This is a genomic window from Streptomyces populi, from assembly GCF_002911015.1.
Taxonomy (GTDB): Bacteria; Actinomycetota; Actinomycetes; order Streptomycetales; family Streptomycetaceae; genus Streptomyces; species Streptomyces populi.
Window position 1 is genome coordinate 208,661 of the sequence record NZ_KZ626841.1, and the last position, 25,393, is coordinate 234,053.

Below are 25,393 nucleotides of genomic sequence, written 5' to 3' on the forward strand. Positions count from 1 at the left end.
CCGGGAGGACCCGCGTGCCGCAACACCATCGGACGAACGAGAACGATCTCGTCCTCCCCAGTGGTTTCGACGACATCGTCCGAGTGATCGACCGGTACGTCGTCGACCGCCGGACCGGCGTCCCGCACGGGCGGCAGCACCCGAGACACCGGCTGCCCGCCCTGCTCCTCACCCGCGAGCCCGCGCCCGGCACGACCGCGGACGGCGCCACCGCGCCCGGCGCCCCGCCGGCGGACACCGGACAGGGCGAGCCCGATCCCGCGCTCCCGGACCTGGTGCACCTCTACCACCACCGCCTGGTGCGCCTCGACACGGGCGGGACGGGCCACCTGGCCAGCCTCGCGCCCCACGCGCTGGTCGACGAGGAACTGCTCGCCTGCGAGCACCCCGGGGAGGGCGCCGAGGAGCGGGACGGCCCCCACGTACGGCTGCTGGACCGGGTGGCCAGACAGCTGCGCGTCACCATGCCGGACGGTTCCGGCACCTTGCGGCTGCCCGAGTTCGACGCGTGTCTGTCGGTGCTGCGCGCCGCCGTCGTCGACGGCGACGTGCGGGACGAGCGGCGGGCGCTGCGCGACCGGATCTACGACAAGTACGCCTGGAAGTTCGGCTTCGCCGCCGAGGTCGGCGCCCTCGGCGAGGAACTCGGCGCCAGACACTGGTCGGCCGTCACGAAGCTGGTGACCACGCCACTGGCCTGGCTGTGGCGGTGGTCGTACGGTGTGCGGATCGACCGCGGCGCCCGCCTCCGGTGGGTCGGCGGGATGCTGGACGAGCCGGGGCGCAGCTTCCTCAACGCCGCCCTGTCCCTGCGCGACGCCCACCTGCGTTCCCGGGCCCAGGACAGGGCCGACCGGGAGGGGCCCGCCGACGCGGGGGCCCCGGTGGTCCCGGCCGGGTCCGCGGCCTCCGCCGTGTCGGCCCGCGACGAGGCCGTGGTCCGGCAGGTCCTGCTGACCGCGCTCATCCACGACCTGGCGCGGGCGGCCCGCCCGCCGGTGTGGAGCGCGCGCAGGCCCCGGAGGCGATGGCCCTTCGTCCTGCTGCTGCCGACGGTCGGCGGCGACGGTTCCCCGAGCCGCAAACTCCTGAACTCCTTCTCCGCCGTGGCCGAGGAGACCGGGAACTGCCCCCTGCTCGTCCTCGGCGCCGCCACGGCGGACATCCCGCCGTACGCCGTCGGCCTGCCCCGGCCTGGGGTCCCGAGCCAGAATCCCGGGCCGAGCACCTACGGCGCGACGGCTCGTGCGGTGGCCTCGGTACTCGCCGCGGGTGCCTCGGGGCAGCAGGTCGAGGCGGTGCGCGCGGTGCCGCTGTCCCGTGTGCCCGACAACGGGACGAGCGCCGAACGGCCCGCGGCGCAGCGGACGGTGCGCTCCCGCGAGCGGCGCGCGAGCGACTGGCTGCGTCCCGTCGTGGCCGCCGCGGCCGTGCTGGCGGTGGTCGCCGCCGGACTGTTCCAGGTGCCGTGGCCCGGTGCGGCGCCCACCGGCACCGAAGCCGCCCCCGCACCCCGTGCCACCGACACCTGGTGTCCGAAGGTCGGCACCGGCGAACGGGTGGGGATCACCGACGGCAGCGACGACTGCGAGCTCGCCCACGGTCTGTACGCGGACGAACTGCGTTCCCTCGAAGCCCGGCTGGGCCGCCAGAACGCGGAGGTCGACCGGTCCAGGCCCTATCGCACCCTGGTCTTCTTCGCCCCGCTGAGCGTCGGCTCCACATCGCGCCGCGCCGTGCCCACGGGTCTCCAGATGCTGCGCGGCGCGCTGCTCGCCCAGCACCAGGCGAACAAGCTGCTCCTCAAGTCACAGATGCCGATCCGGCTGCTCGTCGCCAACGCGGGCGAATACTTCACCTTCGGATCGCGCGGCGGACTCAACACGAAGAACCACAGCGGCGTCGACGTGGCCCGCATGATCATCGACCGTATCCAGCGGGACCGCATCGCCGGCGTCATCGGTCTCACGCAGAGCCGTCCGGAGTCCCTCCAGGCGGCGATCGAACTCGATGCCCAGGGCGTCACGGTCCTCGGCACCGGGGTCTCCGGCCAGCCCATGGTCGAGGGTGACTCCCCGGTGTCGTACTTCCAGCTCTCGGCGCCGGACGAACGGGTCGCGCGCGTCATGGCCTCCTTCGCCCGGCGCTCGCCCCGGCTGGCGGCGCTGACCAAGATCCCCCAGGGACACACCGCTCCCGCCGCCGTCCTGGTCTTCGACCCGCACGACCACTACTTCAGCGTGGACCTGAAGAAGCGGTTCATCCGCAACTACGGTTCGGCGGGGCCGGTCTACCCGGTGCCGTACGGCGAATCGAGCAAGGACGCCCAGACCCCCTCGGTGGCGGCCGGCATCTGCGCGCTGGTCCGCAGGACCGACGGGTTCGTCCTCTACGCGGGCCGGTCCAGCGTCATGTACGACCTGTTCTACTACCTCCAGAAGGACAAGGAGTGCCGTACGCACCGGGGCCGCATCGCCGTGCTGGCCGAGAGCGCCGCTCCCAGTCTCGTACTGCATCCGGAACTGATGGCACAGCAGTACGGCTCGCTCAGCCTCTTCTACAACCAGTTCAGCCTGCCCGACGACAAGGGGGCCTTCGCCACCGACTTCCGGAAGGAGTACGCGGTCCCGTCCGACAGCGACGCCGCCGCCGGGTACGACGCGCTGAACGTCTTCTTCACGGTGATGAACGACATCGCGGTCACCGACCCGAAGTTCACCCCCAGCGCCGTCGTCACCTATCTCCAGTCGACGGGGGTCACGAACTTCGTCGGCGAGTCGGGGATCATGACCTTCGGCAAGGGCCACAAGTACCCGGTGAACAAGGAGATCGACATCCGGGAGATCACCGCGGACGGCAAGAAGGTCACCGACCTGACGTGCGGAGCCGTGGCCGCGGAGGAGAAACCGGTGACGCGCTGGGGCCCCTCCGGGGACTTCCTCTGTCCCGACGACGACTGAACCTCCCCCTCAGGCATGTCCTTCTCCGCCCCCGACGCCCGACTCCGTTTCCCTTCGGGGCAGTTGGGACGGGAAACGCCATCGGTACGAGGCAACCCCCGGGCTTCCTCCTCCGTCCTCGTGGGACGGGGGAGCGCTCCGGGACCGACGGGGCGACGGGGGTGAATGCCGACCAGGAGGAGAAGAACCTTGTTCCGTGTCCGGCGGATAGGGATCGTCGCTGCGGTGTTGCTCGCAGCGGTCGCGGGATCGCCAGGATCGACCCAGGCACAGCAGGACCCGGCCGGCTCCGCACGGTCCGTGGGACCCGCGCCGACCGCGGACGCCGACGGCGGGCTTCCCGCCGGGTGGAGCGTCACCGGCGAGGGAACGGCGCGGCAACTGGTCTGGCACTCGGACGAGCCGGTGCCCGTCAGCGACTCGGGTGTCGCGTTCTACGCCGGGGACCGGTTCCTCGGCCGGCCCGTCGGGACGCCGGACGGCCGCTCCTTCCGGCTCAGGCTCGGCCCGGCACGGCTCGGGGATCCGTCCGGCCTCCAGGCGCGGACCGGGGAACGGCGCCTGGACGCGGCGGGCGCCGGACCGAACCGGCCCGCCGGGCCCGACCGGCCCGGAGAACGGCCCGGACTGTCGGCCCGGCCCCCGGCCCGGCTTCCCGCGAACGCCGTCGACCCCGGCAGGCCGGGCTCCTACCGGACGGCCACCGGCGACTACAGGCTCCCCTCGGTCCGCCTGCCCGGCTTCGCCGCGCGCGTGGAGATGCGCGCCGTGGTGGTCGCGCCCACGAACGCCCCGGGACACCGGCCGCTGGCCCTGTTCCTGCACGGCCGCCACGCCACCTGCTACGGCGTCCGCGGCGACGACGCGAGCGGCGCGTGGCCCTGCCCCTCGGGCACCCGGCCCATCCCGAGCTACCGGGGCTACCTCACCGACCAGAAGCTGCTGGCCTCGCAGGGGTACGTGACCGTGTCCATCGCCGCCAACGGCATCAACGGGCAGGACTACGCGGCGGAGGACGGCGGCGCGCAGGCCCGCTCCTCCCTGGTGCGGCAGCACCTGGCCCGCTGGGCGGCCTGGTCCGCTCATCCGGCCTCCGCGCCCCCGATCGTGCGGCGGACCGCCCCCGCCGACCTCTCGCGCGTCCTGCTGATCGGCCACTCGCGCGGTGGTGAGGGCGTGAACCGGGCCGCCATGGACAGCCTGTACGGTGCCCCGGCCGACCAGGACGGCTACCACGGGCCGGTGCGCTGGCACATCCGCGGCACCGTCCTCATCGGTCCCACCGTCTTCGGGCACAACCCGACGCCCGACGTGCCCTCGGCGACGATCCTGCCCGGCTGCGACGGCGACGTGTCCGACCTCCAGGGCGAGATGTACGTGGACGCGACACGCGGAGTCAGCCGCGGGGCCGCCCTGCACAGTGCCGTCCACATGGTCGGCGCGAACCACAACTTCTTCAACAGCGAGTGGACGCCGGGCCAGGCCCAGGCACCGGCGGAGGACGACTTCTGGAGCGGGGACGAGCGCGACCGGGTGTGCTCGCCGGGTACCGCCACGAGGCTGACGGCCCGTCAGCAGCAGACCGCCGGCGCGGTCTACATCGCCGCCGCCGCGCGGCTGTTCGTCGCCGGTGACGACCGCGTACGGCCGCTGCTCGACGGTTCGGGCCGGCGCGCGCCCTCCGCCGGTCCCGTGCGGGCCCTCACCCACGCGGTCGGCGGACGCCGCACTCCGGCGTTCCTGCCGGACGGGCGGGTCACCGTCGACGGCGGCAGGCTGTGCGAGGAGGTGACCGACGTCGTGTCGGCGGCCTGCCTCGGCTCCGGCGGGAGCGGGGTCTCGCCGCACTTCGTCCCCTGGGAGGCGTCGAAGGAGCCGGGCCGGCGTGCCGTGGCGCTGCGGTGGTCGGCCGCCGGCTCCACGGTCCGGGTCCGTTCGGCGGAGCCGGTCTCGATCGCCGGCTCCCGGGCTCTGGCGATGCGCCTGATCGTTCCGCCCAACAGCAGGGACACCCGGCTCGACGTCGGACTGACCGACACCTCCGGCCGCCGGGCGACCCTGGGCCGCGTGCGTCTCGACGGCCTGCCCGGGACCGACCGGACCGCCTCCTACTGGGGGCAGGAGGTCCGGCTGCCGCTGGCCGCCGCCGTCCGCGCGGGAGTCGATCTGCACCGGCTGAAGTCCCTGGAGATCGTTCCGCGCACCGGCTCCGGACGGGCGTGGCTCGTCGACTCGTGGGGATGGCGCGCCGGAACCCCCGCCGTCCGGGCCGCCGACCTGGCGCGCGTCGACATCGGCCGGCTGACCGTCGAGGAGGGCGACACGGGCGTGCGGACCTACCGCGTGCCGGTGAAGGTCACCGGGCACGGGAACGGACGGGTCCGCCTGTTCGTCGCCGACCCCGGCACGGGCGGGGTCACCTCGCGCGAGGTGACCGTACGGCCCGGCGGCCCCGGTCCCGAGGTGCGGGTCGAGGTCAGGGGTGACACGCGCTACGGCTACGACGTGTCCCACGACGTCTTCGTGAAGGCGGTCCGCGGCGCTGTGGCCGGTTCCTACCGGGGCGGTGTCACGGCACGGAACGACGATCCGGCACCCACCGTCGGGGTGGCCCCGGCCTCCGCGAGTGCCACCGAGGGCGGGAAGCTGACCTGGCGGATCACCCTCTCCGAAGCGGCCGACGTGGAGATCTCGGCCGACGTCGTCGTCCTGCCCGTCACCTCCGGCGCCGAACTGTCCACCACCGATGTCGATCCCCGGTGGCTGGACATGAACTCGGGGGAAAGGCCACTGCCGTCACGGCCCCTGTCCCGGCTGCGCGGACTCTCCCTGTACGCCGACGTCCCGCCCGGCCGGACGAGCGCGGAGATCACCGTCCCCACGGTGACGGACACCGTGACCGAGCCCGCGGAGACGGTACGGCTGCGGCTGCGGATCTACGACGAGAGCGGTACGCGGCACAACGGGCCGGAGTTCACCGGCACGGTGCGCGACCCGGCCTAGGGTCTGCCACCGGCCCGAGCGCCGGTGCGCCGGTCCGCCCGCCCGGCGGGCGGACCGGCGCGTCCGGCTCAGGCGGTGTGCAGCCGGAGCCCGTAGCGGTTCAGGATCTCGTTCACGGGCTGGTACCAGGTCTGGCCGCCGCTGCTGCAGTTGCCCCAGCCGCCGGAGGTGACGCCCTGTGCCTGGTCACCGCTGATGAACGAGCCGCCCGAGTCGCCGGGTTCGGCGCAGACGCTCGTCTTGGTCATCTGGTGCACCGCGCCCTGGCTGTAGTTGACGGTCTCGTTCTTCGCGAGGACGGTGCCGCAGTGCCAGTGCGAGGTCGAACCGGAGCGGCAGATCGACGCCCCGACGGGGGCCTCGCCCGATCCCCGGACGAGCTGGTCGGAGACGGTGCCCCAGCCGAGGACGACGGGGACGGTCCACCAGCCGCTGCCCACGTTGACCCAGGCGTAGTCGTTGTCCGGGAACGAGGAGCCCTGGAAGTTGCCGATGTAGCTGCCGTCCCAGCCGCGGACGCCGGCGCCCGGCTGGGCGCAGTGCCCGGCGGTGACGAAGCCGCCGTACACCGAGAAGCCTATGGAACAGCGGACGTTGCCGGTGTAGTACGGATCGCCGCCCACCGTGCCGGCCGCGAACGTCCTCGGTGTCCCGGCGGTCTGCCGCACGGTGACGGGACCGGCCGCCCGGGCACGGGTGACGAAGGCCCGGACATCGTTGTCGTCCTTGTGCGTGGACACCACGTCGACGACCACCGAGTTGGCCCTGGGGTCGACGTGCCAACCGCCGACGCCCGCAGGCGCGTCGAGCGCGTCGATGCGCGCCATGGTGGCGTCGAGCTGTCGCCCGCTGTGCTCGACGAGGGTGACGCGCGCCCCGGTCGCCTCGACGGCGTCGCGTGAGGCGGCCTCGGTGACGGCCACGACGAGCCTGCCGCTCCCGGCGTCGAACCAGGAGCCCCCGTAGGAGGCGCCGGCCGCGCGCCGGGCGGTGCGTTCGATGCCGCGCGCGGCGGCCTCCCGGGCCAGCCGGGTGGTCGCCTGCCGCCTGGTGAGTCCGAGGTCGTGCTGCATGGCCGAGACGAGTGCCGAGGAGGCGGGTGCCCGGGACGCCGTGGCGGTGAGGGGGGCCTCGCCGGCGGCGGCCTGGACCGGGCCGAGCGTCGTGGCGCAGGCGAGCAGGCCGGCGGATAAGGCGATGCGCAGAACTGTGGTGCGTCTCACGATGGTTGCCTTTCGTCGATCCGATGGTCGGTGAGTGGGGCGAAGGGCAGGAGAGAGCGCTCTCAGAGTTGCGTGAAAGAGGGTAGTGTCAGGTTCCGACCAGGTCCATACCAAATGCGGTGGACGCTCGGTCGGTCCGTGTCCGAAGTGCGGGGGGTTCTCGTGGTTCACGGCCGTCGGGAAGCCTTTCCGCACCCCGTTCGGCGGGCCTTGCGGCCATCCCCGGAGTCACGTTCGGTCAGCGTCCGATGGCGCACCGAAGGGTCTCCGCGATCTTGAGGCCGAGGGTGAACAGCGTCTGATCACCGTCGCGTTGGCAGTAGGCTCGACCTGCTGCGGCGCCCCGATGATCACTCATGCTCGGTAGGGCATCGAGCCGTGGCGTTCGACGGGAATCCAACGGCGTGAGGATGAAGCACAAGTGCTGATAGCGGGGCGGTATCGGCTGCAGACCACTCTCGGGCGGGGTGCGATGGGGGAGGTGTGGCGGGCCTACGACGAGATGATCGGCCGGTCCGTGGCCGTGAAGCTGCTCCTCTCCCAGGACGCCGACCCGACGGCCGCGGCCCGGTTCCGTCTGGAGGCCCAGACCGCGGGCCTGCTCAACCACCGTCATGTGGTGGGGGTCCTGGACTTCGGGGCCTACGACAACCGGCTGTTCCTCGTGATGGAGCTGGTCGAGGGCGACAGTCTCGCCGGTGTCCTCACCGGCGCCGGGAGGCTCCCCGCCGACCGGGTCGCGCGGATCGCCGCCGAGGCCGCCGCGGGGCTGGCTGCCGCGCACCAACAGGGCATCGTGCACCGGGACATCAAGCCCGGCAACCTGCTTCTGGACGCCGAGGGAAGCGTCAAGATCGGTGACTTCGGGATCGCCCGTTTCATGGACGACCCGGCGGGTGGTCTGACCGCGACCGGGCAGATCGTCGGCACCAGCCTGTACCTGGCTCCCGAGCGGGCCCTCGGCAAGACCGCCGGGCCGCCCTCCGACATGTACTCCCTGGGCTGCGTCCTGTACCAACTCCTCACCGGACGGCCGCCGTTCCAGGCGGGAAGTCCCGTCGCGGTCCTCCATCACCACCTCGACACCGCCCCGACCCCGCCGCGCGAACTCGGCGCCGATCTGCCGCCCGCCTTCGAGAACTACCTGCTCGGCCTTCTCGCCAAGCAGCCCGAGGACCGGCCCACCGCGCTCCAGGCGGCCGCCTGGTACAGCTCGGGTGCCTGGCGGGGGCGCCCCGAACCGCTCCCGGCCGCGATGCCGGAGCCGGGGCGGTACCGGCAGGACGTCAGGGCCGCGGGCCCCGCGACCACGTACGCCCTGCCCTCGGTGGTGAGGGACACCCCGGGCGGCGGCCACCGGTCGCGCAGACGGCAGCGCTCCTCGGGAGCCTCCGACCTCCTCGCCGACCTCCTCGCGGACCGGAGGAGGATCGTGGGAGCGGCCGCCGGAGCCGTGGTCTTCCTGCTGGCGGTGCTCGTGGGCGTGGCGGTGTTCTCGCCGGACAGCAGCTCCGCGGAGACCCCGGAGTCCGGCTCGACCGGAGGGGTGAGCACGTCCTCTCCCGCCGCCACGGAGCCGGCCGGCCCTCCCGCCGGTTCGTGACCGGCCGGACGCGGGCCGGGGGCGGCGGGGCGGTCAGGAGCCCGGCGAGGGCGCGCGGGCGGGCCGGTGCCGGATGTGGCCGAGGGCGCGGCGAATGAGATAACTCCCCTGTATTTGTGGGGAGTTCGTCAATCTGGCACATGTGAGACGTGGCGCTTTCGTGCCAGCGCCCGCTGTTCCCTCCGCAGGTCCGGGGCCGATAGAAAACGCTCCATGATCTCCCCCATACCTCCCCGTCGAAGCAGCCGAAGAGCGCTCGCGGCAGCGGTCGGTACCCTCGCGGTCCTGACCTCCCTGGCCTGGCCGCCCGGTGTCGCCGTGGCCGACGCCTCGTCGACGTCCGTTCCCGCGAGCCCTGTCGCGGCGTCCGGGACCGGGCAGCACACCGTCACCCTCCTCACCGGCGACGTCGTACGCGTCACCGGTCTCTCCGGCGGTGAGCAGACCGCCGACGTGACCCGCCCGCCCGGTGCCCTCGGAGGCGTGCGCACCGAGACCGTCGGCGGCGACCTCTACGTCTACCCGGACGAGGTACTGCCCTACCTGGCCGCGAACCGGCTGGACCGGCGGCTGTTCGACGTCACCGCCCTGATCGAGCAGGGCTACGACGACGCCCACAGCACCGGCATCCCGCTGATCCTGAACTACGGCGCCAAGACCGCGCCGGCCGACCGGATCACGCCCGCCGGCGCCACCGAGGTGCGTTCCCTGCCGATCGTCCGGGGCACGTCCGTCCGGGCGGCCAAGGAGCAGGCCCGCAAGCTGTGGAAGTCCGTCGCCCCCGCGGCGTCCGCGACCGGGACCGCGGCCCCGGCGCCGAAGCTCCGGGACGGTCTGTCCAAGATCTGGCTGGACGGCCGGGTCAAGGCCACCCTCAAGGACAGCACCGCGCTGATCGGCGCCCCCGACGCCTGGGGCAAGGGCCTCGACGGCAAGGGCGTCAAGGTCGCCGTGCTGGACACCGGCGCCGACTCCCACCACCCGGACCTCGCCGACCGGATCGGCGAGTCGCAGAGCTTCGTGCCCGACGAGACCACCGACGACGGCCACGGGCACGGCACCCACACCGCCTCCACCGTCGGCGGCAGCGGAGCCGCGTCCGACGGCGCCGAGAAGGGCGTGGCACCCGGCGCCGATCTGATGGTCGGCAAGGTGCTCTCGAACGACGGCTACGGCCAGGACTCCTGGGTCATCGCCGGCATGGAGTGGGCCACGAGCCACGGCGCCAAGGTCGTCAGCATGAGCCTGGGCTCCTCCCAGCCCTCCGACGGCACCGACCCGATGAGCCAGGCCGTCGACAGGCTCACCGAGGACACCGGCGCGCTCTTCGTGATCGCCGCGGGCAACTCCGGCTACGAGACGGCCATCGGCAGCCCCGGCGCGGCCGACGCGGCGCTGACCGTCGCCGCCACGGACTCCGCCGACAAGCTCGCGTCCTTCTCCTCCCGGGGTCCGCGCCTCAACGACTACGCCCTCAAGCCCGACATCGCCGCCCCCGGCGTCGCCGTCCTGGCCGCCAAGGCGGGCGGCAGCGCGGCGACCGGGTGGTACCAGTCGATGAGCGGCACCTCGATGGCGACCCCGCACGTCGCGGGCGCCGCGGCGATCCTCGCCCAGGAGCACCCGGACTGGAAGGCGCGGCAGCTCAAGGACGCTCTGATGAGCACCTCCAAGAAGCTGACCTCGTACACCGCCTACCAGGTGGGGTCCGGACGCCTCGACGTCTCCGCCGCGACCGCCGCCACGGTGACCGCGACCGGCTCGGCGTACTTCGGCTTCGACGCCTGGCCGCACGAGGGCGCGCAGCCGGTCGACCGCACGATCACCTACTCCAACAGCGGTGACTCGCCCGCCGAGCTGCACCTGTCGCTCAACGCCACGATCGCGGGCGGCCCGTACGACACCGACCCGTACGTCGACAAGGGCAAGCCCGCCCCCGACGGCATGTTCACCCTCTCCGCCGACACCGTGACCGTGCCCGCCCACGGCACCGCCACCGTCACCGCCACCGCGAAGCCGGGCCTGGGCGCCGACGGCCGCCGCTACCTGGGCGAGATCACCGCCACCGACGGCTCCGGCGCGGCGCTCGCCCGCACCCAGGTCGGCCTGTACCGGGAGGACACCCGGCACACCCTGCACATCTCCCTGAAGGACCGTTCCGGCAAGCCGGCCGCGGGCTACGTCGAGATGCAGCAGTTCGGCAGCGACACGGACCCCTGGGCCGCGTACGTGGACGACAGCGGCGAGCTCGACCTGCGGATGCGCGAGGGCACCTTCAGCCTGGTGGCGTTCCTGGACGTGGCCGGCAGCCACGGTCCGGACTCGGCCGGCATGGCGCTGCTGGGCGACCCCGAGGTCGTCCTCGACCAGGACCGGGACGTCGTCCTCGACGCGAGCCGCACGCGCGAGGTCAGCGCGGAGGTCCCGCGCAGGACCGAGAACCGGACGCTGTCCATGAACTGGTACCGCGCCGACGGCTCGGACCTCAACCAGTACGGGTTCGGCATCCTGGAGGTGCAGTACCTGCTGGGCGTCAAGTACGACAGCATGTTCGTGCTGCCCACCCGCAAGGTGACGACCGGCTCCTTCGAGTACGAGACCCGCTGGCGCAAGGCGGTCCCGTTCCTCACCCTCACCGACGACGGGCGCGAGCTCCGGCCGATGGGCCAGGCCGGCAGCGCGCTGTACGACGGGGACAAGCGCCTGGACACGGTGTACGCCGGTACCGGCACCGCCGCCGAGTACGCGAAGCTCCGCGTCAAGGGCAAGGTGGCGCTGGTGACCCGCTCGGACGTCGTCTCCGCCGCCGACCGCGCGCAGGCCGCGGCCGACGCCGGGGCCGCGCTGCTGATCGTCGTCGACGACCGGCCCGGCAAGCTGATGGAGTACGTCGGCACCGCGGGCGGCGGCTACAGCGCCGTACCGGTGTTCTCCCTGACCGCGCGCGAGGGCGCCGCGCTGATCGCCGACGCCAGGCGCGGCCGGGGCCGGCTGGGCGTCGAGGGTGTGCCCAACTCCCCGTACGTGTACGACCTCTCCGACGCCCACCCGGACCGGATCCCGTCCACCGGGCTGACCTACCGGCCGCGTCCGTCCGACCTGGCCACCGTGGACATGCGCTTCCACGGCACGACCACCACGCCGAGCGGCGAGTACCGGTCGGGCTTCCGTCCGTACCGCAAGTACGGCTCCGGGTACCTGCAACGCCTGGACATCCCCGGCACCCGCACCGACTACGTCTCGGCGCAGCCGGGCACGCGGTGGGTGGACACCCTGGCCACCGGGCCGGAGTTCGTGCTGTCCTCGCAGAGCGTACGGACCCGGTACCAGCCGGGCTCCCGGCAGGTCCGCGATTTCTTCGGAGCGGTGACGCGGCCCGCCAACGGCGGCACCTACTGGTGGTCGCAGCGGCAGAAGGCCCAGGTCGCGTTCAACGTCCAGCCCTGGGCCGACAGCGGTGCGGGACAGCACGCCGGTGTGATGCAGGACGGCGACACGATCAGCCTGAAGGTCTACCAGGACGGCGTCCTGAAGAAGACCAGCACCTCACAGGCCGCCACGCTCTACCCCGCGCCGACCACCCCGTCCGTCTACACCCTCGACCTCACCGCCGAGCGTGACGCGGACACCTATCGGCTGTCCACCCGCACCCACACGGTGTGGCAGGTGAAGTCCGACCCGGTCACCGACCCGACGAAGATCGAACGCATGGCCGTGCTGCAGATGGACTACGGCGTCGACACCGACCTCGCGAACAACGCTCGCGGCGGCCGGCAGACACTCCGCCTGACGCCTCGCCACCTCGAGGACGCGGCCGGCGCCGGGACGGTCCAGGGCGCGACGCTGTCGGTCTCGTACGACGACGGAGCGACCTGGAGGCCGGTCAAGGTCACCGGCAAGTCCGGTACCTGGACGGGTAGTTACGACGCCCCGCGCCATGGTTTCGTGTCGCTCAGGGCCGAGGGCTGGGACGACGCGGGCAACCGCATCGACCAGGAGGTGATCCGCGCCTACGGCCTGAAGTAGTCCGTGTGCGGAGGCCGTCGCCCCGAGCCGTCGTGCCGCCGCCCGGGCGACCGGCGGAGGGGGCGGCCTCCGCCGGTCGCCGGGGGCCGGACGGTTCCCCCGCCGCCGGGGACGGCGACCCGTCCCCGCGCGGTCCGGGCAACCAATACGGGTGCTCGGTCGTCCTTTGGTCAAGGATCCCGGAACGGGAGGCGCCGATGGGCCTGGTGCGTGCACTGCTGCCGTTGTCACGGGTGACGGCCCGGCTCGGCCCCGGCCCGGGGCGGCGGCTGCTCGGCGCCGCGCTGACCCGCTGTCTGGCGCCCGGCTGGGTGCTGCTGCGGCCGCCCCCGGCGCCGCGCCGGCTCGCCTGGGCGGAGGAGGCGACGGCCGTGTACCGGACGCTGGCCGAGGCGGAGGGCGCCCGCCCGAGGGACCGGGACCTGCTGGCCCGGAGCCTTGTCTGGCACGCCTACACGCTGGTGCTCGTCGGCCGCTGCGAACAGGCGTACACGGTGCTGGACGCCTCTTCGGACGTACCGGACGCGCGGTGGCCGCCGGCCCAACGGGCCCTCCAACTGCATCTCCGGGCACAGGCGTTGTTCGGCCTGGCACGGCTGGACGAAGCGCTGGGTTCGGCGGGGGAGGCCGTGGCCGCGTACCGCCGCCTCGTCCCCGCCCGCCGGGACCGGACCCTGGGCGGTCTGCCGGGCGCGTTGCGCACCTACGCGCTGGTGCTGGCCGCCCTGCGCCGCACGGAGGAGTCGGTGGCCGCCTACGAGGAGTGCGTCGGGCTGTTACGGGACATGTCCTTGGGCGAGTTGAGCCACGCGATCCTGGTGCGGGTACGCGCGCTGTGCGAACTGACCTCCGGCCTCGAGGCGTTGGGCCGGTACGAAGAGGCACTGTCCGTCGGCCGGGAGGCCCGGGACGCCGCGGACCCGGTCATGGTGCGGGTCGCGCCCGAGATCGTACGGCCGCTGAGGGTGAGGCTCTTCGCGGACCTGGCCCGCTGCCTGGAGGTCACCGGAGACCTGGCCGCGGCGCGGACGACCGCCGCGGAGGCCGTGGCCGAGGCCCGGACCCTGGCGGTCCGTGACCGGGCGGCGGGCGAGCCGCTGCTCGTCATGGCGCTCGACCGTCTCGGCGACCAGCTCGGTGAACTGGGTGACCTGGCGGCCGAGTCGGCCGTACGGCGGGAGCTGGTGGAGCTGTCCGCCGCCCTCGCCTCCGAACGGCCGGACGTCTACGAACCTCTCCTCGCCGTCTGTCTCGAGCGGCTGGCCGGCTGCCACGAGGCGTCGGGCGACCGTCGTGACGCGGTCCGGGCGGGTGAACGCGCCGTGGCCGCGTACCGGCGTGCGGCGGCCCTCGACCCCCCGGTGCACGAGCCGCAACTCGCGCGCGTGCTCGCGGACCTGAGCCGGCTGCGGGAGGACGACGGGGACCTCGACGGCGCGATCGGGGACGCCCGGGAGGCGGTCGCCCTCACCCGCCGTCTGGCCGAGGCCGACTGGCCGGTCCACCACGCCCTGACGGCCGGGCGCCTTCGGGTGCTCGGCCGTGTCCTGCACCGTGCCGGCGATCACGGCGCGGCCGTCGCCTGCTACGCGGAGTCGGAGGCCATCCTCGTCGACGAGGCGGCGGATTCCGGGGCCGGCCGGTACGCGGCGTCCCTGGCCGCCGCGCGTTCCGGTCTCTCCCTCGCGCTCGCCGGGGAGGCCCGCGCCCACCTGGCCGACGGCCGTGCCGACGACGCGGTCGCGGCGCTGCGCTCCCTGCTGGCGCTCACCCGCCGTGCCGACGGGACGCACGTCCACGCCCGCTGCGTCACCGCCTTCGCCGACGCCCGCGCGGAGCACCGGGACACGGTCGTGCCCGCCTGGACCCGGGCGACCGGACAGGACTTCCCCACGTTCGTGTACCGCTTGTCCAAGGACGTGAGCGGGGAGTCACCGACCGGCGGGAACTGAGCCCGGAAGCGGAGCGCTCCTTCTTAAGTGCGGGTTAAACGCGTCTTAAGCAACCGTGGCTGTCACCCGCTTCATCAAGTAACCCCAGGTCAGAGCGATTTGGCGCGCATCGGCGGCAGTTGGTCTCTCGGTGGCTCGTGCGTAGCATCGGGGCCCACCGGTACGGACCAGTACGGGAAGAGAGCGCTCTCAAGGACGGAGGGCCGCTCTCCCCGCTCGCACGGCGGGCGTGGTCGCCGCGCCGGTTCAACCCCCCCCACAGCCGCACAGACAAGGGGTGTTCAGTCATGGCTGTTCATCGCGCACGCAGATGGTCCCTCGGCGGACTGGCGCTGCTGCTCGCCACCGGTGCCGCCGGCGGTGTCCTGTTCACCGCCACGGGTCCCGCCGCGAACAGGGCCCACGCCGCCTCGGCCGTCCAGACCTGGTCCGACGAATTCGACGGAGCCGCCGGAAGCGCGCCGGACTCCGCCAAGTGGACCCTGGAGACCGGCGGTTCGGGCAACGGCAACCACGAGCTGCAGTACTACACGAAGAGCGCTGACAACGTTGCCCTCGACGGGGACGGCCACCTGGTCATCACCGCGCGCAAGAACGGCGACAGCGGGCTCCAGTGCTGGAACGGGACCTGCCAGTACACCTCGGCCCGGCTCAACACCGCACGGACCTTCACCCAGGCGTACGGCCGCTTCGAGGCCCGCATCAAGGTGCCGCGCGGGCAGGGCGTCTGGCCCGCCTTCTGGATGCTGGGCGACGACCTGGGCAGCGCGGGCTGGCCGAACAGCGGCGAGATCGACGTCATGGAGAACATCGGCAAGGAGCCCGGCACGGTGCACGGGACCATCCACGGTCCGGGGTACTCCGGCGCGGGCGGCATCGGCGCCGCGTACACGCTGCCGAACGGCAAGGCCTTCGCGGACGACTTCCACGTCTTCGCCGTCGACTGGAGCCCCACCGCCATCACCTGGTCCGTGGACGGGCAGACCTACGAGACCCGCAAGCCGTCCGACGTGAACGGCAACAAGTGGGTCTACGACCACCCGTTCTTCGTCATCCTGAACCTCGCGGTCGGCGGCGACTGGCCCGGCGGCCCGGACTCCGGCACCTCCCTCCCGCAGAGCATGACCGTCGACTACGTGCGGGTCACCGCCGCGGACACCGGCAAGCCCGCCGCCGGGACCGGAGCCGTCAAGGGCGTCGGCGGCATGTGCGTCGACGTGGCCGGCGCCTCCGGCGCCGACGGGACGCCGATCCAACTGCACAACTGCAACGGGGCCGACGCCCAGAAGTGGACCGTGGGCGCCGACGGCACCGTACGGGCCCTCGGCAAGTGCCTCGACGTACGGGCCGCCTCCACCGAGAACGGCGCCCCGGTCCAGCTCTACGGCTGCAACGGCACGAAGGCGCAGGCGTGGAACCTCACCTCCGCCGGTGACCTGACGAACACCGGCTCGGGCAAGTGCCTCGACGCCAAGGACAACTCCTCGGCGGACGGCACCCGATTGCAGATCTGGACCTGTGCCGGAACGGCCAACCAGAAGTGGACGCTCGGCTGACCGGCCGTCACCCGGCCCGGCGCGGACGGCCCGCCGCCCTCGGGCACGGCCTCGGCCGGCCCTTCCGGCACCTGTCCGGCCCCCTGTCCCCTTCCCCTCCCCCCCACCGCCTCTCCGAGGCACGAGCACCAAGGAGCACACGTAAAATGACGCCCCGTCACCAGCGGAACCTGACCCGTCGCAAGGCCCTGTTCGCCCTCGGCGGCGCGGCCGTGGCCGCACCCGCCATCGCGGCGATCGCTCCGTACGCCATGGCCGGCCAGACGGACGCCTCCACCAAGGCCGCCGCGGGCTCGCTCCCGCTGACGATCGTCAACAACAGCGGCTCGTTCGGCAACGGCTCGGTGTACGTGTACATCGTCGGCAACCAGGACGGGAAGCAGGTCCGCGTCACCCAGGACGGCAAGCTCGCGCCCATCTCCCTCTCGGACAACGGCGCCGACGGGTTCACCGACTACGCGATTCCCCTGGCCGGCAGCGGCGAGACGAAGCTGAGCCTCCCGTTCATGTCGGGCCGCATCTACGTGTCGCTCGGCGCGAAGCTGAAGTTCAAGGCGGTCCAGGGCGGGAACGGCGACGCGGCCCTCCAGTTCCCGGCCGGCTGGGTCAAGTCCGACCCCAGCTTCGGGGTGCTGCACGACTGCGCCGAGTTCACCTTCAACTCCGCCGGCATGTTCTGCAACACGACGATGGTCGACATGTTCAGCGTGCCCATGAACATCCGCCTGGAGGGGGCCGGGCAGCAGACCATCGGCACCATCCGCGACGGCGGACGGGCCGCCGCCTTCGCCGCCGTCAAGCAGAACGAGGACTTCGCGCCCCTCGTGGTGGACGACCTGCGCATCATGGCCCCCGGCCACGGTCTGGACGCCGGGCTGTTCGCCAAGGACTACTTCGCCCCGTACATCGACGAGGTGTGGAGCACCTACACGGGCAAGGATCTGACCGTCAAGACCAACGCGGGCACGTTCACCGGCCGGGTGCGCGGGGACAGGTTCACGTTCGACGGACCCGCCTCCGTCTCGTTCGCCAAGCCCTCCACCCGTGACGTCCTGTTCTGCGACGGCAACCTCGCCGCGCCCAACGACGGCACGACCGGACCGGTGGCCGCCGTGCTCGGCGCCGGGTTCAACCGCTCCACCCTGCTCAGCAACCCGGCGCAGCCGACCACCTCCGCGGCCGACTTCTACCGGACCGAGCTGACCAACCACTACTCCAAGGCCGTCCACGCGGCCACCGAGGACGGCAAGGCCTACGGTTTCGCCTTCGACGACGTCGCCGACTTCGCCTCCTTCATCCAGGACAACGCGCCGACGGCGATCCGCCTGACCCTGTCGGCCTTCTAGAACCCCGGGTGCCCCGCCCGCGGGGGCGGGGCACCCGGTCCGGCGGCGCTCCGGTCGCGCGTCGCCGGTGAGCGCATAAGGTAGAACCCTGACAAACCGGAATGTATAGGTGGTCAACGGTCTACGGAAGTGTCATGGTTGCATCGCTGGGCGGACATGGCCGACCGGGGTCGGAGCTGGACCACGCCGTCCTCGGGGCCCTCTTCTCCGAGTCGACCGTGGGCCTGCACGTCCTCGACCCGCAGCTCCGTCTGGTGCGCTTCAACACGGCCGCGCGCTATGTGAAGGCCTTCGCGCTGGAAGAGGCCCTGGGACGCCACCCGAGGGAATGGGCCGGCGACTTCTACTCCGGGAACTACGAGGCGACGCTGCTCGAGGTGCTGGACACGGGTGTGCCGTCCCTGGACGTGGAGGTGCGCGGCCACCTGAGGCCCGACCAGCCCGAGATCGTGCTGTCGGTGTCCTGCTTCCGGCTGGAGGACGCGGCCGGCGGCGTCCTCGGACTGGCGACGGCGATCGTGGACATCACGCAGCGCAAGCGGTCGGAGGCGCGGCTGGCCTTCCTGGAGCACGCGGGCGGGCGCATCGGCACGACACTGGACATCTTCCGCACGGCACAGGAGTTCGCCGAGGAGATGGTCCCCGCGCTGGCCGACACGGTGGTCGTCGAGGTGCTGGACTCCGTCCTGCGGGGCGAGGCCAGCACGCCGGGCACCGCCATGGAGTACGGGGCGCTGCGGTGCACGGGCCGCCGTTCCGCCGCCCTGGACGCCGAGCGGTACCTTCCCTCCATCGGCGAGGCGATCGGCCTGTCCGCCGCGACGCCCTTCGCGCTGTCCCTGTCCGATCTGCGGCCGCGCGCGGTCGGGCACCTCGGCCCGGACGCGGACTGGCTGATGCGGGAGCCGGTGCGGGGACGGCGTCTGACCGAGGCGGGGGCGCATTCGCTGCTCGTGCTGCCGCTCACCGCCCGCGGATCCGTGATCGGGGTGGCCCACTGCTACCGGAACCGCACCCCGCACGCCTTCGACGAGGGCGACCTCGCGCTGGCCGCCGAACTCGCCGACCGCGTGGCCCTGTGCCTGGACAACGCCCGGCTGTACGCCAGGGAGCGGTCGGCCGCCCGTGTCCTCCAGCTCAGCCTGCGGCCGGCCCGCGTCCTCGGGCACGGCGCGGTGGAGACCGCCTACAGCTACTGCCCGCTCGGCGCGGGCGGGGACTGGTTCGACGTGATCCCGCTGTCCGGGGCGCGGGTGGCCCTGGTGACGGGCGACACCGCGGGCCGGGGCCTGGAGGCCGCCGCCACCATGGGCGAGGTGAGGGCCGCGATCAGCGCGCTGGCCGTCCTCGACCTGGCCCCCGAGGAGGTACTGGAACGGCTGCACGCCCTGGTGACCCGGCTCCACGGAGAGAGGCCGCGGCGTCCGGACGCCGCGGCGGACGACGGGCGCGGGGACACCACGTGCCTCTACCTCGTCTACAGTCCCGTCACCCGCCGCTGCGCGGCCGCCAGCGCCGGGCATCCGCCTCCGGTGCTCGCCCTGCCCGACGGGACCGTCGAGTACGCGATGGCGCCCTCCGGGCCTCCGCTGGGCCGCGGCATGGCGAAGTACGGCACCGCCGAGTTCGAGATCGCCGAGGACAGCGTCCTCCTGATGTCCAACACCGCCATGCTGCGCGCCGTCTCGGACGACCCGCAGGAACAACTGGCCCGCATCGGCGACGCGTTGCGGCCGGTCGGCCGGCCGCTGCAGGAGATCTGCGACGAGGTGCTCTACAAGCTGACACCGGAGCAGCTGGAGAACGACGCCGTCCTGCTGCTGGCCCGTACCCGGGGCCTCGGGCCGGACAAGGTCGCGTCGTGGACACTGCCCAACCACCCGGCGTCCGTCGCCGAGGCCCGTGCCCGTGCCGAGCGCGCGCTGGCGGTCTGGGGGCTGGAGCAGCACGCCTTCACCGTCACCCTGGTGGTCAGCGAGCTCGTCACCAACGCGGTCCGCTACTCGGACGGTCCCATCGCGATGCGCCTCATCCTCGACGGATCGGCCGTCGTCTGCGAGGTGACCGACGACAGCAGCACCGTGCCGCACCTGCGGCACGCCGAAGAGGTCGACGAGGGCGGCCGGGGCCTCTACCTCACCTGGCAGGTCAGCCGGCGCTGGGGGACCCGGCCCGAGTCCCGGGGCAAGACGATCTGGGCGGAAGTCGCCCTGTCCGAGGACGAGTGAGCGCGTCGGACACCCGCCCCGCCCCGGGTGGCGGCCGACCGGGTGGCCCGGTCCGGGCGGACCGCCCGGACGCGGCCGGCCGCGCCGTGTCGTCCGTCCCGGCCCGGACGGCCGTCCGTTACGCTCGCAGCGCCATACCGGGCCCGAGGATACGGAGGACAGGACGGCGGGGATCAATCGCGAGCGCCTCGTCCGGACGCTGACGTTCTGGCTGCGTCCCGCCTTCGCGCTGCGGGTCGTCAACCGGTTCCAGAAGATCGTGGGCTTCGACCGCTCGATGGCCCTGGCCTCCAGTGCGCTCACCGCGCTCATCCCGCTCACGATCCTCATCGGCGCCCTGCTGAGCAGCTTCTCGGACTACGACGCCGCCGACCGGATCATCCAGCGCTACGGTCTCACCGGCCAGGGCGCCGAGGCGGTCAAGTCGCTGCTGGACCCCGCCGAGAGCGCCAGCGCGAGCGTGGGCCTCTTCGGGAGCCTGTTCCTGATCATCTCCGTGCTGAGCTTCGCGCGCGCCTCGCAGCGGCTGTTCGAGCAGACGTGGGAACTGACCCCGCTGAGCGTGCGCAACACAAGGAACGGTCTGTGGTGGATCCTCGGGCTCGGCGGCTACGCGGTCGTCACCGGGTGGCTGCACGCGGTTCTCGGGGGGAGCAAGCTGGGGGTGGCGGCCTCGGTGTGCGAGATCCCGGTGAGCGTCGTCTTCCTCGTCTGGACCGGCTGGACGCTGTCCGCGAAGCGGATCCCCTGGCGCGACCTGCTGCCCTTCGGCATCACGGCGGGCGCCCTGACCGCGCTCTACTCGGTGGGCGCGGCCGTCTACCTGCCGCGCCTCTTCAACTCCTACTCCGGACGCTACGGGGCGATCGGCGCCGTCTTCGCGATGATCTCGGCGCTCTTCGCCGCGATGTTCGTGCTCGTCGCCTCGGCGGCCCTCGGACACGAGATGCGCGACGAGCTCGACCGGATCCGCGCGGGCGACCGTCCCTCCGACGACGAGGTCCGCCGCGAGTGGAACAGCGTGGTCGAACAGGCCAGGTCACGCTGGCGCACCACACGGGAGCAGGTCTCCTCCCGCCGCCGCTCCAAGGACACGAAGGAGCCGTAGGGCTACTTCGCGCGGGCGACCAGGAGGGCGACGTCGTCGTGGTCGTCGGAGTTGCGCAGGCCGTACAGGAGGAGGTCGCAGATCTCCTCCAGCGGTCTGTCCGGCTCGTCGAGGAAACCGAGGAGGACGTTCAGCCGGTCGTCGATGGGATGCAGCCGGGTCTCGACGAGACCGTCGGTGTAGAGGACGAGCAGGTCACCCGGGTTGAGTTCGACGGTGGTGGTCTCGAAGGAGATGCCGCCGACGCCCAGGGGGGCGCCCGAGGGCAGCTCCAGCAGCGCGGGAGCGCCGTCGGAGGGGACGAGCGCGGGCGGCATGTGTCCGGCGTTGGCGATGCGGCACTGTCTGCTGTGGGGGTCGTACACGGCGTAGAGACACGTCACGATGTAGTGCTCCAGATCGCACGTGATCTTGTCGAGGTGGTGGAGCACGTCGCCGGGGTCGAGGTCGAGGTCGGCGTAGGCGCAGGTGGCGGTGCGCAGCCGGCCCATCGTGGCGGCGGCGTCGATGCCGTTGCCCATGACGTCGCCCACGACCAGGGTGGTCCGGTCGTCGGCCAGCGGGATCACGTCGTACCAGTCGCCGCCGACCTCGCTGGTGGACTGGGCCGGCTGGTAGCGGGACGCGACCTCCAGACCGGTGAGGTGCGGCGGGTGATCGGGCAGCAGGCTGCGCTGGAGCGTGACGGCGGTGTTGCGCACGCTCTGGAACCAGCGGGCGTTGTCCATGGCCACGGCGGCACGGGTGGCCAGCTCACCGGCGAGCACCACGTCGTCCTCGTCGAAGGGGCGCGGATTGCGGGTGCGCTTGAGGTCGAGGGCGCCGAGCACCTCACCGTGCGCGATCAGCGGCACCGCGAGGTACGAATGGACACCGGCCCGGGCCAGGAGGGACGTGCCCTCGGCGTCGCGGGCGATGCGCGGCAGGTCGCGCTCACCGACGTGCCGCACCAGGACCGGTCTGCCGGTGTGGACGCACAGGGTCACCAGACGGTCGCCGTCGTACGTCGTCAGGTCGCCGGGAGGGTCGGCGGCGCGCAGTGCCACGGTGGGGTGCGAGGCCTTGAGCGCGAGGGCGCGGAAGAACTCCGGGCCGTTGTCCGGCCTGCGCCTCTGGCGGCAGGCCAGGACGGAGTCGAGGACGTCGACGGCGACCACGTCGGCCAGTTCGGGGGTGGCGATCTCGGCCAGTTCGCGGGCGGTCTGCTCGACCTCCAGGGTGGTGCCGACGCGGGTGGAGGCGCTGGCGACGAGCGCCAGGCGACGCCGTGCGCGGTCGGCCTCGGCCGCCGCGCGATGGCGTTCGGTGACGTCGACGACCGAGGTGGCCGCGCCCAGGACGCGCCCGCCCGGGTCCGCCAGCCGGTAGAAGGACAGGGACCAGGCGTGTTCGTGGTCGGGATCGGACGGCGGGCGGCCCACGTGGTACTGGTCGAGCAGCGGTGTGCCGGTGGTGAGCACCTGACGCAGCGCCGACTCGACGGTGTCCACGTCGGGGAAGGGCAGCGTCTCCCGCAGATGACGGCCGACGTGGTCCTCGGCGGGGATGCCGTCGATCCGTTCCAGCGCCGGATTGACCATGAGGTAGCACAGATCGGGGTCCAACAGGGCCAGCCCGATGGGCGACTGGTTGATCAGCTGCTCGGAGAGGGCCAGATCGGTCTCGACGCGCTGGAGCAGCGTGTGGTCGGCCGCGATGCCCAGGGCGTAGACGTCCCCGAGGTCGTCCAGGAGCCGCATGTTGCGGAACTCCATGAGACGGGTGCTGCCGTCCTTGTGCCGGATGGGGAACGCGCCCGCCCAACTGCGCCCCGTCTCCAGCACGTCGGCGAACAGTTCGGTGACGGACTGCAGGTTCTCGGGATGGATGATCAGCCGCGCCGCGTACTTGCCGAGGGCTTCCTCCGCCGTGTACCCGATGAGTTCCTCGGCCTGCGGGGTCCAGAACACGATGCGACCGTCGGCGTCGAGGACCAGCGCGCCCACCCGCAGGACGTCCAGCAGGCCGGTCGGCCGGGACGCCTCGGCTCCGTGGCCCGTACTGTCGGACTGTGTGGACTCGGCTGTCATCCCTGGCCCTCCTCCACCGGCCGGCGCGGTGTGCCGGGCTCCGTCGCCGCGGCCCGGCACCTGTGTGCCGACCCCGGCCCTTCCATGCTGCGCCCTGCCCCCGGGCTTGCCCACTCCAGAACTCCCCGTTGGCATGTCCAGGATCGGAAGGCGGGCTTCCGTGCGGTGCCGTCCCGGGGCGTCGGTCGTCCGCCGGTCCTGCGGATCGGGCGGACAAGCAGGAACATGGTCGTGTAGAGGATGAGAGCTTCATGGTTTCTGCGCAGGAAGGTTCCGACGCGCCCGTGTCCGAAGGACCGGGCGGTCCCCTTGACGCGTCCAGCGACGCGGCGGCGGTGGTGTCCGGCGACGGGGTGGTGATGGGCTGGACCAGGGGAGCCGAAGCACTTCTCGGCCACCCGGCGGCCGAGGCGGTCGGCGCCCCGGTGGCCCGTCTGCTCGCCCTGCCCAGGGATCCCTCGCGCGTGGCGGCGGTCGCGGAGCGCTGCCGCGGCGGAATGGGCTGGAGCGGCCACATCCCCCTGCGGCACCGTGACGGCCGGAGCGTCGACGCGGACCTGCGCGTCTCCGCGTCCTTCCGCATGGGCGGGAACGAGTGCTTCCTGATCTCGGCACGCGACCGCAGACGGCAGTGGACGGTGGGCCGAAATTTCCTCGACGGGTTCCTGACCCGCTCGCCGGTGGGCATGGCGGTGCTCGATCTGCAGCTGCGCTACGTCTGGATGAACGACACCCTGGAGCACCTCGGCGGTGTGCCCCGCGCGCAGCGGCTCGGGCGCCGGCTGACCGAACTGCTGCCGGGGTTGCAGGCGGAGACCATCGAGGGACTGATGCGCAAGGTCCTGGCGACCGGCGAGCCGATGATCGACTACGAGTACCTGGGATGGAGCTGGGCCGACCCGCACCGCCGGCACGCCTACTCCTCCTCCTTCTTCCCGCTGCTCGGCGCCGACAACTCCTACACGGGCGTCTGCTACATGGTCCTGGACGTCACCGAGCGGTGGAACGCCCGGCAGCTCCTGTCGCTGGTCAACGAGGCCGGCACCACCATCGGCGGGACCCTCGACGTCATGCGCACGGCACAGGAGATCGCCGACTTCGCCGTTCCCCGCTTCGCGGACTTCGTCATCGTCGACCTCCTGGAATCCGTCCTCAGCACCGAGGGACACGGAGCCTGGCTGTCGGACGCGGGCCCCGCCCCCGCCAAGCCGGTGATGCGGCGCGCGGGCATGAGCTCGGTTCGGGAGGGGTGCCCGGAAGCCGTGGCCAGGGTCGGCGACCGGGCGGACTTCCTGCCGCCGCCCCACGACGTGCACCTGCTCACCAGCGGCGAACCGGTCCTCATCCAGGTGCTCGACCCGGACGACGACCTGTGGCTCGCCGAGGAGCCCGAGCGGGCGGCCAGCATCCGCCGGTACGGGCTGCACTCCCTCATCTCCGTGCCGATGCGGGCGCGCAACACCGCTCTCGGACTCACCACGTTCCTCCGCTCGCTCAACCCGGTCTCCTTCCAGCCCGACGACGTCCTGCTGGCCCGCGAGGTGGTGGCCCGCGCGGCACTGTGCGTCGACAACGCCCGCCGCTACACCCGCGAACACACGGCGGCGGTCACCCTCCAGCGCAGTCTGCTGCCGCACGCGCTGTCGGGCGGGACCGCGCTGGAGGTGGCCTCCTCCTACCTGCCGGCGGACCCGAGCGGCGGGGTCGGCGGCGACTGGTTCGACGTCATCCCGCTGTCCGGAGCCAGGGTGGGCCTGGTCGTCGGCGACGTGGTCGGCCACGGCATCAACGCGGCGGCCACCATGGGCCGGCTGCGCACCGCGGTGCAGACCCTCGCCGACATGGAGCTGCCCCCCGACGAACTGCTGGCGCACCTCGACGACCTCGTGCTCCGGCTCAGCGAGGAACGCACCCAGGAACAGCGGGCCGGCGGGAGCGCCATGGAGCGGGATGCCGACCGCGACACGACCTCGTCCTTCCTCGGGGCGACCTGCCTCTACGCCGTCTACGACCCCGTCACCAGGCGGTGCTCGATGGCCCGGGCCGGACATCCGCCCCCCGTGTTCGTCGCCCCCGACGGGCGCGTCTCCTATCCGGAGCTGCCCGCCGGTCCTCCGCTCGGCCTCGGCGGCATGGCCTTCGAGAGCAGGGAGGTCGAACTCGACGAGAACAGCCTCATCGGCCTCTACACCGACGGTCTCGTGGCGGGAGCGCACTACGACATGGAGCTCGGCATGGAACAGCTGGGGGAACTGCTCGCCCGTCCGGACCCCGACCTCGAAGCACTGTGCTCGGCGGCGGTACGGCAGCTCGTGCCCG

12 protein-coding genes are annotated in these 25,393 nt (G+C 72.7%); 10 read left to right on the forward strand and 2 right to left on the reverse strand.

Annotated elements, in window-relative coordinates:
* Nucleotides 1–14 precede the first annotated feature (14 nt).
* On the forward strand, nucleotides 15–2,960 hold the full coding sequence (locus CW362_RS02205) for a type 1 periplasmic-binding domain-containing protein (protein WP_103547549.1): 2,946 nt from the start codon (nucleotides 15–17) through the stop codon (nucleotides 2,958–2,960).
* Nucleotides 2,961–3,149: 189 nt separating this feature from the next.
* Nucleotides 3,150–5,963, forward strand: coding sequence for a hypothetical protein (locus CW362_RS02210; RefSeq protein WP_103547550.1), 2,814 nt, complete (start codon nucleotides 3,150–3,152; stop codon nucleotides 5,961–5,963).
* 68 nt (nucleotides 5,964–6,031) lie between these two features.
* On the opposite strand, the gene CW362_RS02215 is transcribed toward CW362_RS02210, so the two are convergent.
* Nucleotides 6,032–7,186, reverse strand: a complete 1,155-nt coding sequence (locus tag CW362_RS02215; protein WP_103547552.1) for a S1 family peptidase — start codon at nucleotides 7,184–7,186, stop codon at nucleotides 6,032–6,034.
* Nucleotides 7,187–7,658: 472 nt separating this feature from the next.
* Between CW362_RS02215 and CW362_RS02220 the strand changes: the two genes are divergently transcribed.
* The 7 genes from CW362_RS02220 to CW362_RS02250 all read left to right on the forward strand — a co-directional run bounded on the left by CW362_RS02220 (nucleotide 7,659) and on the right by CW362_RS02250 (nucleotide 21,005).
* A complete protein-coding gene (locus CW362_RS02220) occupies nucleotides 7,659–8,789 on the forward strand; it encodes a serine/threonine-protein kinase (RefSeq protein WP_420856854.1) in 1,131 nt (376 codons plus the stop codon).
* Between the two features lie 213 nt (nucleotides 8,790–9,002).
* Nucleotides 9,003–12,815: a S8 family serine peptidase gene (locus CW362_RS02225; protein ID WP_103547556.1), complete on the forward strand. Its 3,813-nt coding sequence runs from the start codon at nucleotides 9,003–9,005 to the stop codon at nucleotides 12,813–12,815.
* Between the two features lie 197 nt (nucleotides 12,816–13,012).
* On the forward strand, nucleotides 13,013–14,767 hold the full coding sequence (locus CW362_RS02230) for a tetratricopeptide repeat protein (RefSeq protein WP_103547558.1): 1,755 nt from the start codon (nucleotides 13,013–13,015) through the stop codon (nucleotides 14,765–14,767).
* Nucleotides 14,768–15,054: 287 nt separating this feature from the next.
* Entirely contained in the window at nucleotides 15,055–16,323 is a 1,269-nt protein-coding gene (locus CW362_RS02235) for a glycoside hydrolase family 16 protein (RefSeq protein ID WP_103547559.1), read from the forward strand.
* Between the two features lie 146 nt (nucleotides 16,324–16,469).
* Nucleotides 16,470–17,669 (forward strand): glycoside hydrolase family 64 protein, encoded by a 1,200-nt coding sequence (locus tag CW362_RS02240; RefSeq protein ID WP_103547560.1) that lies wholly within the window; start codon nucleotides 16,470–16,472, stop codon nucleotides 17,667–17,669.
* A 134-nt stretch (nucleotides 17,670–17,803) separates the two neighbouring features.
* Nucleotides 17,804–19,897, forward strand: a complete 2,094-nt coding sequence (locus tag CW362_RS02245) for a SpoIIE family protein phosphatase (RefSeq protein ID WP_162683939.1) — start codon at nucleotides 17,804–17,806, stop codon at nucleotides 19,895–19,897.
* Nucleotides 19,898–20,156: 259 nt separating this feature from the next.
* Complete coding sequence (locus tag CW362_RS02250) at nucleotides 20,157–21,005, forward strand: YhjD/YihY/BrkB family envelope integrity protein (protein WP_103547563.1); 849 nt, start codon at nucleotides 20,157–20,159, stop codon at nucleotides 21,003–21,005.
* Between the two features lie 2 nt (nucleotides 21,006–21,007).
* Here the strand turns inward: CW362_RS02250 and CW362_RS02255 are convergent, their stop codons facing one another.
* Entirely contained in the window at nucleotides 21,008–23,074 is a 2,067-nt protein-coding gene (locus tag CW362_RS02255; RefSeq protein ID WP_103547565.1) for a SpoIIE family protein phosphatase, read from the reverse strand.
* Between the two features lie 251 nt (nucleotides 23,075–23,325).
* Here CW362_RS02255 and CW362_RS02260 point away from each other — a divergent pair.
* Nucleotides 23,326–25,393: SpoIIE family protein phosphatase (locus tag CW362_RS02260; RefSeq protein ID WP_103547607.1), on the forward strand; the 2,068-nt coding region annotated here is incomplete at its 3' end.